This window comes from Gracilibacillus pellucidus (assembly GCF_033949965.1).
Lineage (GTDB): Bacteria > Bacillota > Bacilli > Bacillales > Amphibacillaceae > Gracilibacillus > Gracilibacillus pellucidus.
Genome location: NZ_JAWZSR010000001.1, coordinates 244,971 through 258,207 on the forward strand (window position 1 = coordinate 244,971; position 13,237 = coordinate 258,207).

14 protein-coding genes are annotated in these 13,237 nt (G+C 37.5%); 11 read left to right on the forward strand and 3 right to left on the reverse strand.

What is annotated here, in order from left to right; all coding sequences use genetic code 11:
• The first annotated feature begins 4 nt into the window (after positions 1-4).
• The 4 genes from SH601_RS01115 (at position 5) to SH601_RS01130 (ending at position 4,918) form a co-directional block, all read left to right on the forward strand.
• Complete coding sequence (locus SH601_RS01115) at positions 5-766, forward strand: sugar phosphate isomerase/epimerase family protein (protein WP_319956377.1); 762 nt, start codon at positions 5-7, stop codon at positions 764-766.
• A 36-nt stretch (positions 767-802) separates the two neighbouring features.
• Positions 803-3,904 carry a beta-galactosidase, LacZ type gene (lacZ, locus tag SH601_RS01120; RefSeq protein ID WP_319956378.1) on the forward strand — a complete coding sequence of 1,034 codons (3,102 nt, stop codon included), beginning with the start codon at positions 803-805 and terminating at the stop codon, positions 3,902-3,904.
• A 62-nt stretch (positions 3,905-3,966) separates the two neighbouring features.
• Complete coding sequence (locus tag SH601_RS01125) at positions 3,967-4,149, forward strand: cold-shock protein (RefSeq protein WP_319956379.1); 183 nt, start codon at positions 3,967-3,969, stop codon at positions 4,147-4,149.
• A gap of 163 nt (positions 4,150-4,312) precedes the next feature.
• The gene (locus SH601_RS01130; protein WP_319956380.1) at positions 4,313-4,918 is read left to right on the forward strand and encodes a YesL family protein; all 606 of its coding nucleotides are present in this window, start codon (positions 4,313-4,315) and stop codon (positions 4,916-4,918) included.
• Between the two features lie 40 nt (positions 4,919-4,958).
• Here SH601_RS01130 and SH601_RS01135 read toward each other — a convergent pair whose 3' ends face one another.
• Positions 4,959-6,008: an FUSC family protein gene (locus SH601_RS01135; protein WP_319956381.1), complete on the reverse strand. Its 1,050-nt coding sequence runs from the start codon at positions 6,006-6,008 to the stop codon at positions 4,959-4,961.
• A gap of 176 nt (positions 6,009-6,184) precedes the next feature.
• Here SH601_RS01135 and SH601_RS01140 point away from each other — a divergent pair, with 176 nt between their 5' ends.
• The 5 genes from SH601_RS01140 to SH601_RS01160 all read left to right on the forward strand — a co-directional run bounded on the left by SH601_RS01140 (position 6,185) and on the right by SH601_RS01160 (position 9,277).
• Positions 6,185-6,628, forward strand: coding sequence for an IDEAL domain-containing protein (locus tag SH601_RS01140; protein ID WP_319956382.1), 444 nt, complete (start codon positions 6,185-6,187; stop codon positions 6,626-6,628).
• Between the two features lie 77 nt (positions 6,629-6,705).
• Positions 6,706-7,458, forward strand: coding sequence for an SDR family oxidoreductase (locus tag SH601_RS01145; RefSeq protein WP_319956383.1), 753 nt, complete (start codon positions 6,706-6,708; stop codon positions 7,456-7,458).
• A gap of 14 nt (positions 7,459-7,472) precedes the next feature.
• Positions 7,473-8,465, forward strand: a complete 993-nt coding sequence (locus tag SH601_RS01150) for a Gfo/Idh/MocA family protein (RefSeq protein ID WP_319956384.1) — start codon at positions 7,473-7,475, stop codon at positions 8,463-8,465.
• A 361-nt stretch (positions 8,466-8,826) separates the two neighbouring features.
• Positions 8,827-8,961: a hypothetical protein gene (locus tag SH601_RS01155; RefSeq protein ID WP_319956385.1), complete on the forward strand. Its 135-nt coding sequence runs from the start codon at positions 8,827-8,829 to the stop codon at positions 8,959-8,961.
• Between the two features lie 28 nt (positions 8,962-8,989).
• On the forward strand, positions 8,990-9,277 hold the full coding sequence (locus SH601_RS01160; protein WP_319956386.1) for a hypothetical protein: 288 nt from the start codon (positions 8,990-8,992) through the stop codon (positions 9,275-9,277).
• A gap of 97 nt (positions 9,278-9,374) precedes the next feature.
• Here the strand turns inward: SH601_RS01160 and SH601_RS01165 are convergent, their stop codons facing one another.
• Together SH601_RS01165 and SH601_RS01170 are read right to left on the reverse strand one after the other, a co-directional pair.
• The gene (locus tag SH601_RS01165) at positions 9,375-11,387 is read right to left on the reverse strand and encodes a penicillin-binding transpeptidase domain-containing protein (protein WP_319956387.1); all 2,013 of its coding nucleotides are present in this window, start codon (positions 11,385-11,387) and stop codon (positions 9,375-9,377) included.
• Between the two features lie 67 nt (positions 11,388-11,454).
• Positions 11,455-12,039, reverse strand: coding sequence for a class D sortase (locus tag SH601_RS01170; RefSeq protein WP_319956388.1), 585 nt, complete (start codon positions 12,037-12,039; stop codon positions 11,455-11,457).
• A 279-nt stretch (positions 12,040-12,318) separates the two neighbouring features.
• Here SH601_RS01170 and SH601_RS01175 point away from each other — a divergent pair, with 279 nt between their 5' ends.
• Positions 12,319-12,645 (forward strand): helix-turn-helix domain-containing protein, encoded by a 327-nt coding sequence (locus tag SH601_RS01175; RefSeq protein WP_319956389.1) that lies wholly within the window; start codon positions 12,319-12,321, stop codon positions 12,643-12,645.
• Positions 12,646-12,993: 348 nt separating this feature from the next.
• Positions 12,994-13,140, forward strand: coding sequence for a hypothetical protein (locus tag SH601_RS01180; RefSeq protein WP_319956390.1), 147 nt, complete (start codon positions 12,994-12,996; stop codon positions 13,138-13,140).
• Positions 13,141-13,237 lie beyond the last annotated feature (97 nt).

Here is a 13,237-nt window from a genome sequence, read left to right on the forward strand (position 1 = left end):
ACACATGAAGCTAGGTTTATGCTCAGTAACATTTCGAGAGAAAAGTCCGTTACAGATTATTCGATTAGCTAAAAAAGCTGGATTAGAAGCAATTGAATGGGGAGCAGATGTCCATGTTATACCGGAAGATGATCAACTAGCCGAAACAATTGGAGAACAAACGAGAGAAGAAGGCTTAGTAGTAAGCTCATATGGATCCTATTATCGCCTTGCTGATTATAGCGGTAATGAATATGATTTCACTTCTATTTTACAAACCGCGCAGAAACTAGGTGCACCAGCTATTCGAGTATGGGCTGGAATGAGAGCAAGTGCAGATGCGGATCCTTGTTATGTACAAAAAGTAATAGAGGATGCGAGACGCATTGCTGATTTAGCTGCAGATGAAGGGATTACGGTGCATCTAGAGTATCATGAGCATACATTAACGGATACGAAGGAAAGTGCGAGAAAATTAATGGAAAAGATTGATCATCCCAACCTTTTTCTTTATTGGCAGCCGCAAAATGATGTTTCCGTACAGGAAAGATTAGCAAGCATTGAGCTGCTCAAAAGTTGGTTAACAAATATTCATGTTTTTCATTGGTATTCATTTGCTGATCGATTGGAACTTAAGCAAGGGGAAGAAGAGTGGCTTACTTATCTTCAAGCCATTAACCAGAACGGAGCTAATCGTTATTTATTAATGGAGTTTGTCAAGGGTGATGATGAAACAGAGTTTTTAAGAGATGCTCAAATTCTTCATAAATGGCGTGAAATGCTTTAACGAAATGTATTCGTTTACAAAAAGGGAGGACTTTTCATGTTCAACAAAACCATTTTTAGCTATACACCACCTACTAATGGCTATCCAGAATGGAACAATAATCCGGAGATATTTCAATTAAATAGAATGCCACAGCATGCTTTAGCAATTCCTTATCAAAATCGCAAGCAAGCACTCGTAAACAGTCCGCATAAGTCCGTTTACTATCGCTCTCTTAATGGTAAATGGCGATTTCATTTCTCCGAAAACCCAGATAAACGAGTGAAAGATTTTTATCAAATTGGTTATGATACATCTGATTGGGATTTGATTCAAGTTCCAGCACATTGGCAATTGCAAGGTTATGATTATCCGCAATATTCTAATACGCGCTATCCATGGATTGAACATGACCACATAGAGGCACCTTTTGCACCGACGAATTATAATCCTGTTGGTCAATATGTCACGACATTTGAAGCAACAGATGAGTGGTCAAATCAGCCTGTTATTTTACATTTTGCAGGTGTAGAGGCAGCATTTTATGTTTGGTTAAATGGTAAACTTGTCGGTTATAGTGAAGACACCTTTACACCTGCAGAATTTAATATCACTCCATATCTACAAAGTGGGGAAAATACATTATCAGTTGAAGTATACCGCTGGGCTGATGCAAGTTGGCTAGAGGATCAAGATTTTTGGAGAATGAGTGGTATTTTTCGTGATGTATTTATGTATGCGTTACCAGATATTCACGTATATGATCATCGGGTCCGTACAACATTTGATCAAAACTATGAAAATGCTGAGCTAGAAGTACAAGCGCAAGTGCTTAATTATTTTGAAAAGGATGTTGCTACTAGTAAATTAGAAATTGAATTAGTAAATGAAAAAGAAGAATCGATGACTAAGCAGGTTCTTGATCTTGATATTGCCGGTAGGGAAACCGTTGAAGTGACAACGAAAACGATGATACCTAGTCCGAAAAAATGGAGTGCGGAAACACCTCATTTATATACCCTTATCTTTACGATCAAAGGCGAGCATGAGGAAACATTAGAAATGTTTACAACGCAAGTAGGCTTTCGACAATTCGAATTAATTGATCAAATTATGCATATTAATGGTAAACGAATTATTTTCAAAGGGGTAAATCGTCATGAATTCCAAGCTGATCGTGGTCGAGCGGTAACAGAGCAAGATATGATTGATGATATTATCCTAATGAAAGAGCATAATATTAATGCCGTAAGAACTTCACATTATCCTAACCATCCTAAGTGGTATGACTTATGTGATCAGTATGGGTTGTATGTAATTGATGAAACAAACCTTGAAACGCATGGGACATGGCGCTATGGTCAGGAGACATTAGGAGACGCAATACCAGGTAGTAAACCAGAATGGACAGAAAATCTATTAGATCGATGTCGTTCTATGTATGAACGCGACAAAAATCATCCGTCTATCGTTATTTGGTCACTTGGAAATGAGTCATTCGGTGGCGATAATTTCTTAAGGATGTATGACTATTTTAAACAGACCGATCCAACACGTTTAGTCCATTATGAAGGAACCTTCCATTATCGAGCGTCTGATGGTGCATCTGATATAGAAACGACGATGTATCGTAATCCGAAAGAAGTAGAAGCATATGGAGCGAATCCAAAGCAGAAGAAGCCGTATATTTTGTGTGAATATAGTCATTCTATGGGAAATTCAACGGGTAATCTTCACAAGTATACGGAGTTATTCGATAAGTACCCATCTTTACAGGGAGGGTTTATTTGGGACTGGAAAGATCAAGCATTAACACATCAGACAGAGGATGGAACGGAATTCCATGCATATGGAGGAGATTTTGGTGAATCACCACACGATGGAAACTTTGCAGGGGATGGACTCATTTTTGCAGACGGGACGATTTCACCTAAATTATTGGAAACAAAAGCATGTTATCGAAATATCGATTTTGCATGTGTTGATTGGCAAAAAGCTCAATTCAAACTCATCAATAAACATCTTTTTCAAAGTTTACAAGATTTCCATTTAATTTGGTCGCTAGAAGAGAATGGGAAAGTGCTTGAATCGGATGTCTTACCGTTAAGTGCAGAAGCAGGTTCAGAAGAAATCGTGCAATTGCCATTGCAGCTAGATTCACTTAAAACTACCGAGGAACAGGTTATCACGTTGCAAGTTATGTATAAAGAGGAACCGTTCTGGGCTGAGCCGGATCATGAAGTGGCATTCGAACAATATGTCGTTCCTAAAATAACGAAAAAAGATGTAGTAAATGGTGACGTAAATGTAACCGAAGCAGCAGATAAATACTACGTTACAGGTGAAGCTTTCTCTGCTACTTTTGCTAAAGATACAGGTTTATTGACACATTATCAAGTTGGTGAAGTATCGTTTTTGAAAGAACCATTAGTTCCGAACTTTTGGCGAGCAATGACCGACAATGACCGCGGTGCACACGTTGATAAGAAAAGTCAAGAATGGCGTGAGGCAAGTGTAGAAAGACAATTAGTCCAACTAGAAGTATATGAGCGGGCAGGGCAAGTGTCCGTTCACACAAGTTACTTCTTTCCATCTTCGGTTCTGACAGCTGTATACGTTACCTATCTCATTAATGCTGATGGTGCAATCGAAATCGAACAACAATTAGTACCAGGTGATGGAGCAGCAAATATTCCAGAAGTTGGCGTTCGCTTTGAGATGCCAATAGCGTTTGATGAGTTAACCTGGTATGGGAAAGGGCCACATGAAACGTACGTAGACCGACAAAAAAGTGGAAAAATAGCGGCTCATCAAGGGAATGTAAAAGATCAATTGGAGCCATATTTAAAACCACAGGAAAGTGGTAATAAATGTGGTGTGCGTTGGTTAACACTCTCTGATGATCAAGGTAATCAGTTGAAAATATTAGGAGATCCAACGATTGAAATTAATGCACTTTTATATACGCCATTTGAACTAGAAGAAGCTAGTCATCATTATAAATTACCTGATTCAGATAAAATCTCTGTTCGGATCAATGGTTGGCAAATGGGTGTAGGCGGTGATGATAGCTGGGGACAACAAGTCCATCCAGAATATCGCCTACATGCTAATCGTACTTATCAGTATCGCTTTACTCTACAAGGTTTTTCGCAGTAACTTTGTATTTAAATTGAAATAAGCGTATAATAGAAGGTATAACCCATGAAAGGGAGTGCCGAATGGCTTATTTTAATAACCAGAAGGAACCTGTAGCAAATGTTGAAACAAATGTGTGGTCTTGTGTCAGTGACGACTGTCAAGGATGGATGCGAGAAAATTACTCATTTGAGAAAAAACCAACCTGTCCGATATGTCATTCAAAAATGGAAAAAGAAGTAAGAGTTATTCCAGAAATGAAATAAAGTAAATGATGCACCGTTATAAAAAAGCAACTGCTTTCATTTTGAGAGCAGTTGCTTTTTATAGTGGTGTAAACGTTCCGCTGACTTACCTCGTGTGCGTCTGTTTAATCCTAGTAAAAAAAGGCAATAATATGTAACAAAATAAAAAGAGAGGGATGATCAGATGGAACAATTAGAGTTAAAGATATTTCATGCTCTTCATGTTTTAGCATCCTTTTTAACCTTACAATTACTTTGGCTTTTTTTCTCATTAGGTGTTGTAACTATTGTTCCGGCAACAGTGGCGATGTATGCAGTAATTTTGGAATGGTCGAAGAAAGGAATTGACATTATGACGGTTTGGCGCCTTTTCTTTCCATCGTTCAAACGACATTTTAAAGACACATTATTCCTAGGAATAAATCTTGTTGTGATTCTCGGTTGCTTCATTATTTATGAAAAGTTCATTCCATCATTTTTTATCATAATCTTTCTATTTATGATTAGCCCATTCACGTTTGCGATGTTACCATTACTCGTTACATCCCATTTGAAAGGCTTGAAATTATGGAAGATTGCAGGTGTTGCAGCGGTGATCATCTTACCTGAAATGCTTATCATGGGAGGAATTGGTATCACTTTTGTCGCTATTGTATGGTTTTATCCACTAGCAATTGCGGTATTAGCAAGCCTGTTTGCTTTTATTCATATGAACTTATGGCAACATTCAGTGAAAAAATTGCCACAAGATTTATTAGATCAATGCTTATTAAAATACCGTTATAGATAATTCACAAAAGCCCCATTCAAAGTAAGAATGGGGCTTTGACTTAATAGGCTTCATTCCTTAGTTTACTTTCATCAATCAATATTTCTTCGACTATATTGTGAATCGTTAACAATTCATATAAAATAATGACTTCAGGGGTGAAAAGTGTAGAATCCTGCTCTTTCGTAGGTTTTTTACTTTCCCAGAATTGATCCATTAATGTTTTCACTTGCTTACGATAAGCGCTAGCCTTGTATCGATCAGGATATTTCATAAAATCCACAAGTGTATCTACCATTTCGATAATATTTGCACACTCATCTTCTGTCCAGCATATATTATCAATAGGTGTATTAATTAAATTGCCAATATGATAATGAATTAAACGTAATCTAGTTAAACTTTTTTGTTCATAATCGAAAATATCTTTTGTCTTTTTATCTAAACGATGATATTTTGCTTCATCCTCTTGAAAATGAAGTAGTTTATCTGTTGCATCAAGCGTTGTTTTTAACTCTAAAAAGCGTTGATCAATTTCTTTCTTTTTATTCGCTAATTTTCCTTTACCAATTAGTTGTTTGAGGATGATCTCTAATTCATCACCAGTTTGCTTTAACAAGTTATTGATGTTTGTTTGAATTTTTTTCGTATAATTAGGTGGTAAGATAAACATGTTAACAATCGTTGATACTAATAAGCCGATCGTTGTGGTACCAAGCCTTGTCACGAAAGAAAGGAACAAGTTCGCATGAATAACTTCAATCATTGCGACAGACGTTAAGGTTGCGACTAGCAAACCAGCATGTAGTCCAAATTTATAACAAGTAATGATAGTAAATAAGGCGGCGAGTGAATAGGTAATAGGTGAATTGCCGAATAAATAGATAAACAATACCGCGTAAGCAGAGCCTATTGCAGAAGCTGGAAAACGGATCATTCCTTTTTTGATTGATGCAGCAACGGTTGGCTCGATTGTTACAATCGCTGTAATAACAGCAAATACCGGTGGCCAACCGATCCATTCACATATAAGTGATGTAAAAAATACAGCAAGAGCTGTTTTAATCATTCTTCTACCAAAAAAGCGATAGCGCAAAATCGACCATTTCATTATGCAGTATTCTCCTCTATAAGTATCATGTAATAGTATAACGCAGAAAAAAGGAATAATCCAAGATATCTTTTTATCTGAAAACGCTTTCTAATCAAGCGAATATGATGTACAATAAGAATAGAATAAGTGTCAATCAAGTTAACGAGGTGTAATATTTTGAGGAGGTGTTACAAGTGCTTTCTGTGAAAATGTTGAAGCCGTATTATGTAAAGGAAGAAGAGAAATATATTAGGGTGGTACTTGCTTATCAATACTTTTCTTTGTTAATGGTGGATGAAATATACCACTTTGTTCCGCTTGAAGGACGGGAAATTAGGTTTAACCGCGTAACACAACAGATAGAAAATGAGCAAGATGTATTTGTTTTTCAAAAAGGCAATAAGTTCAATCGAATTATGTTAGCTGACTTAATGAAGGTGAAAGATTTTCAAGAGCATTTGAACCCAATTTTAAATCCATATATGATTCAGTCGCTAACGGATGAAAAAAATGATCAAATCGATCAGGTGATAATGGCTTTAGAGCGAACAAACTTACTTCGACTCATTGACCAGTCATTGGATGAACAAAATGAAGAAAAATTTCAACTATATACGAAAATATTAAATGATATGTAACAGTTGCTCTTACCGCAGCTGTTTTTACTTGTTATAGAAGTCTGCCCCATTTACAATAATCGTATGGAGGTGTACAGATGGACTTAGGAATAAAAGAAAAGAAAGTGCTTGTGACAGCAGCGAGTAAAGGAATCGGCAAGGCTTGTGCGAAAGCGTATGCAGAAGAAGGTGCACGTGTATTTATCGCAAGTAGGAATCAGACGAAACTTGAAGAGACTGTACATGATTTACGGGAGCAAACAGGAAATCCACATGTTATGTCGGTTGTTTGCGATTTAACGAAGGCAGCTGATATTCAAAACATGATCGAAGAAATTGGGCGTATTGATATATTAATTAATAATGTTGGTGGCCCTCCTGCTGGAAATTTCGCTGATTTTGCTGATCAAGATTGGTTGAAGGCGTTCGAACAGTTACTGATGAGTGTTGTCCGAACAGTTCGTGCTGTAGCACCTGGAATGAAACAACAACAATTTGGGCGTATCGTCAATATTACATCAAGCTCAATGAAAGAAGCATTAGATGGACTATTATTATCTAATACATTTCGACCGGCGATTGTAGGACTGTCTAAAAGCTTGTCTCAAGAGCTTGCATCAGATCAAATTTTAATTAACTCGATTGGCCCTGGTAAAATAGAAACAGACCGGATAAGAGAGATTTATCAAGATAAAGCCTCTATCGAAAAGGTAGGCAAGACAATTCCGATTGGTCGTATCGGTCAGCCGGCTGAATTTGCTAAAGCAGTGCTATTTTTAGGTTCAGCTGCTAATACATACATAACTGGTCAAACATTAGTCGTAGATGGCGGAGCGATGAAAACTTTATAAAGGGAGAGATAATCATGACGCAATTAAAATGGGGAGTACTAAGTACAGCGAAAATAGGTAGAACACAAGTTATTCCTGCAATCCAACGATCAACGAATGGTGAAGTGATGGCAATAGCAAGTAGAAACGAGAAATCAGCTAAGCAGACAGCAGAAGAACTGAACATTCCAAGAGCTTACGGAAGTTATGAAGCATTACTCGATGATCCAGCTATTGATGCTGTTTATATTCCTTTGCCAAATGCTTTACATAAAGAGTGGGTCATAAAAGCAGCAGAGAAGAAAAAACATGTCTTATGTGAAAAGCCAGTTGCTATAACCAATGAAGAATTAGTAGAAATGATTACAGTGTGTGAGAAAAATAATGTAATCTTTATGGAAGCGTTTATGTATCAATTCCATCCACAACATCAGAAAGTAAAACAGTTCATTCAAGATGGCGTCATTGGAGATATCGCATTTATGCGTGCTAGCTTTTCCTTTTACTTAGAAGATCGTTCGAATATTCGTTTAAATAGTGACCTTGCTGGTGGTTCCATGTTTGATGTTGGTTGCTATACATTACATGCAATCCGAAATATTTTAGATGAAGAGCCAACTGCAGCATATGCTCATGCATACTATCATCCCAAGTTAAAAGTAGATACGACGATGGCAGGTACGTTAACGATGCCGAGTGGTATTCTAGCATCTTTTGATTCAAGTTTTGATAGTACATCAAGAGAATCATATGAAGTAGTCGGATCGAAAGGAACCATTACCGTAACATCCGCATTTCGTCCAGATACAAACGAAGGTATGGTTGGAGAAATTTTTCTTCAAACGAATGAAGGTACAGAAGTAATAACAGAAGCAGGAGACCAATATGCATTAATGGTAGAAAACTTTGCCGATGCAATCTTACATGATCAACCATTATTCTACTACACAGCCAAAATGCAACAGCAAATGAAAGTGCTAGATGCTGTTTATGAGAGTAGTAGAACAGGACAAGTAATCTCATTATAAGAATGAAGCACAGTAGATTTCTGCTGTGCTTTATAGTGGAAAGTGGAGCAGGAATGATACCAAAAACATCATTAAAACTATTAAAATACAAAGCACTACTTGCGCGACTTCCGCAAGAGCATCCGTAATATCAATACATCTATGATAGGTGGCGGCAATTTGAGTCAGGACAAGCTGGAGAAGAAAAACTCGAATATTATCTGAAGCGTGCCTACCTTGATGCCCCACAATTCCTTAACGGCCTCCGTATTGAACATCAATCGACTGGATCCTTTTTGACCTAGGTTATCGTGTCATACTAGAAATAATGAATTACGCTACGCCCATCTACTTTGATCCACATTCCCGACAATTAATACGAATGAAGGCAGGAGAAAAAGAAGTATTTCCAGATCGATTATTGCAAGTAGATATCCAGCATGCACGGTTACGCCGTTTTTTGGATGAGCAAAATATTGAGCAGTTTCCCACTTTTACTGCTATTTTCCTGTCTTGAACGTTATGATATCAAGTGGAGTGATTTTATGAAAGGTGTACCATGTCCGGCATGTAAGAAGTATGCGATGAACAGAGTACGCTTGCGTTGGCAATGTCCTTTTTGTCATGAACGAAGCTCTGATGATCATTTACCTGCGTTATTTTATTTAGCTTTATTGTCGGAGAATAGAATAACAAATAAATCAGCTAGAGAATTTTTAGGAACAGATTCTCCAGAAGTAATCAAGAAATTACTGCAGCGCGCTCCAGTAATACGAAAAGGCAATAATAAAGGTGCTTATTATAAGCATGTTGATTTGATGAAGTATTTGTAAAGTGCCCGATATCCAAGGGAAAGCGCCCGATAAAATGACAAAATTGCCCGATATCAAAAAAGAGCTAGTCCGTTCTTTACGGGCTAGCTCTCCATAATTATTTTATCTCAGAAAAAACATTTCCCACTTTTTCTGCAACATAGCCGCTTCCGCCATCTTGGTCTTCAATATGTTCTACCATCATAGTGATAATCATACTGTTATCACCAGGGAAGCCGACAAACCAACCATTTTCTGCAGCGCCTTCCTCATCCAATGATTGTTTTAGCTCAGCAGTTCCTGTTTTACCAGAAATATTTAAGCCGCTCACATTAGCAGGTTTACCTGTACCATCTGTCACAACGCCACGTAAAGCATCAAGGATAATGGCTGCATCGTCGGTAGACACGACGTCTTCTTTCCATGTTTCACTTTCTTCGTCACTTAACAAAATGGGTTTAGCAACATCGCCATCATTAAGCAGTGCAGTGTAACTTGTTGCTAATTGTAAGGCGCTTAGCTCAATTTGACCTTGACCATAACTTGTATCGGCAAGTAATACTTCACTACTTAAACTACCATCGCTAGAAATGGAACCAGATTGGATCGGATAGGTGAAAGGGAAGTCTTCACCAATTCCAAAATGATTTAATCCAGTAATAAAGGCATCTTCCCCCATATTTAATGCTTGCATCGCAAAGTAAATATTATCAGAACGGACAAGCGCATCTTTTAAGTCAACCGGTCCATTCGATTCCGAAACACGGCGGACAGAATAATCACCCCATCCATCTTTTTGCCATGTCAGACCATTAATAGTTAGCCCTTCATTCGGATCAATCGTGTCATTTGCTAAACCGATTGCACTTGTTATAGGTTTGAATGATGAACCTGGTGCATATGTGGAAGCAAAACGATTTAACAATGGCTGATTAGGATCCTCTTGCCACTCATCCCATTGATCGGTACTCAGGCCATATAAAAACGGATGTGGATCAAATGATGGACTACTTACTAAAGCTATTGTTTCTCCTGTTTTCGGATCGATTGCTGTGGCAGTTCCGGCATCACCATCGAAAGAATGAAAAAGCTCTTCGTGAACATCAGCGTCAATGGTCAAATGAATATCTTTACCATCTTTGACTTCTTGTTCAGCTAAAACAACCGATTCGTCATCATCTTTATTGACATAGATGACAACACCACCTTGACCACGTAGTTCTGGCTCAAGTAATTCTTCTAATCCACGATAACCGATTAAATCGTTGTCAGAGTATGTGTCATCATCGATTTCTTCCATTTTTTCAGCTGTAATAGGTGCGACGTAACCGATTAAATGTGCAGCAGCTTCACCTAAAGGATAAAGTCGTCCAACTGTTTCTTGTTTTGTAAAGGAAGGGATAGCTTCCAATTCTTCCTGCAAATCATCATCAATTGTAGCAACAGTGCGTAATGGGACAAATACATCTTCGGTAACCCAGCCTGCACTTAATTTGTTATCAATAGCTTCTACAGAAGTATCCAATGCATCGGCAATATCTTCCTTCTCTTGTTCAAAGTCATCCCCTGCCCATTCTTGCGCAATGCCTATTTCATAGACGGTGTCATTAATGGCTAGACCTTGGTCATTTCGGTCGAAAATTTGGCCGCGAACAGGCTCTAAACGGTCGATCCCAATCGTACCTCCATCTTCTAACTCAGGGAAAATAAGACCGGGATTCCAGTCGACGACCCAATCAATCGTTTCTTCGTCATCGATCGTAGTTTCAATTTGTAACATATCAATCGTTGTGTCGAAAGAAATCGGTCCAGCAATCGTATCCATGCTAACAGTTAGTGGATAGGAGACAGATTCTACTTCTTTTAAATCAACCTCTTCCTCTTCATTAGGTAATTCATAATCAATTGTTAAATTCGACACACCTAAATCCTCGTAAATTTTCGGATAACGATCAAATTCTTCTTTGTCCGCATCTTCTTGAATCATTTCATACATGTTGTCGAACTCTTCACTTTGCCAGTAGTTCGTATATTCCTCTAAACGTTCCTCTGGCTTGGTGAAGTCATCATTGCTACAGGCTGCTAATAAAAGCAGGGCAAATAGTAATGCATAACCATATAATTTTCTCATTTTTATTAATCCCCCTGTTCTAACTTATGAAAAAAAGCGTATTGATAAAAGACAATACGCTCATTTGTTAAACTGGTTTAGCATAAATAATGTATCTGTCTGGCGCATTTCCAATATAGGAAAATGGATAACATGTAGTTATTACCAATTCTTCATTTGGTGCAGTTGATTTAATAATGCTCGTATCGTCTGCATCCACAATTTTTGAATCAACCATTTCATATTCAAATTTTCCATACTCCAATTCGATAATAAAGGTGTCACCAATTTCCACTTCGCCTAGTTTACGAAAAACGGTATCACGGTGACCTGATAACACTATTTGATCATCTTGGAGTGGATAAGCAGAGCCACGGTAATGTCCGACCCCTTTTTCTAATTCATCAGGGTCCGTTCCTTCAACGATTGGCAATTCAGCATCAAGCGAAGGTATCTTTAAAATACCGACTGTTTCACCCATGTCAGGAATAAAATCCTCTGGTGCCTCTTTCGGTGCTTCCTTCACTTCGTTTGACGATGATGATTGTGCAATAAGTTCTTTTGCTTCAGACATTGCTTGTTTCTCAGCAGCATGTGTCTTAAATAGTTCATATCCTCCATAGCTAAGAATAACAATTCCTGCTATGATAAAAAGACCGGCTAATTTTCGCATGGATTCCACACCTCGTTTTTCCGCTATTATTATCCATATTATACTAATGATAGCACTAAAATGCACGTGTTAGTTAAAGAAAAGGCCACAGTTCTTCGACATAAAACAATTTTGTACCGTTTTAACGAAAGTGTTTTTAGGACTTTAGTAATTGATTTTGAGAAAAAATAAAAAAATAGTCACGATTATTTGCTTGTTTCGACAAAAGATCGTACCTTTATATAGAACGAAATGGAAAAGCATGTTACAATCAATAGAGCCGAAAGGTGGGTGATAGTATTGGTAGGACAGAAAATACAAGAACTAAGAAAACAAAAGAGAATGTCATTATCTGAAGTGGCAGAACAAGCTGGAATCGCTAAGTCATATTTAAGTTCGATTGAACGAGGTATTCAATCCAATCCATCAATTCAATTTATGGAGAAGGTTGGTAAAGTTTTAGGAGTAACTGTTAATGAATTATTAATGTCTGAATCCGATGCTAGTATTCGAGAACAATTAGATGAAGATTGGTTAAAACTTGCAGAAGAAGCCATGCATTCAGGTGTTTCAAAACAGGAATTTAAAGAGTTCTTAGAATTTAATAAATGGAAACAAAATCACTAATGAAAGGCGGTCAGTCCGATTAGAACTGACCACCTTTCATTTTTTATCACGGTGTATGAGTCCGTAAAACCCCGACTTCGAGGTTCGAGTGAAAACGAGGAAGCTAAGTGGAGGATAAACGGACACTAACTTCCTGATAAGACTCGCTTTATTTGAAAGAATATTTCAGGCTGGCCATAGGTTTACGGAGTTTTAACTTTTTTTGCATTTTTTTCTACTTTGATGTAAGCTATTGTTGGGATTGTAGAAAAATAACAGAACTAGAGTTGTTTGAATATTGTAAACAAGTTGCACAAATAAATGGGCTAACATATCGTAATAAGAGGATGGGTAAAGGGGTTGAGTTGTTTGACGGAGCAAGAGGTATATCGTACGATTCTGCAAAAAATGCTAGAGCAGACAGAAAAACAACAAATCGATAATTCACAGGAATTTATTAAGAAATTAACAAAAGAACTAAAGCAGGCCAACTTATTAGCGACCGATTATAAATAAAGAAATAGAGGCTGGAGTAGTGATTGATAGAATAGAAAGCCAAACAATATGACTAAAAGTGATATTGTGTAAGTATATATTACTGATTGGAACTTTT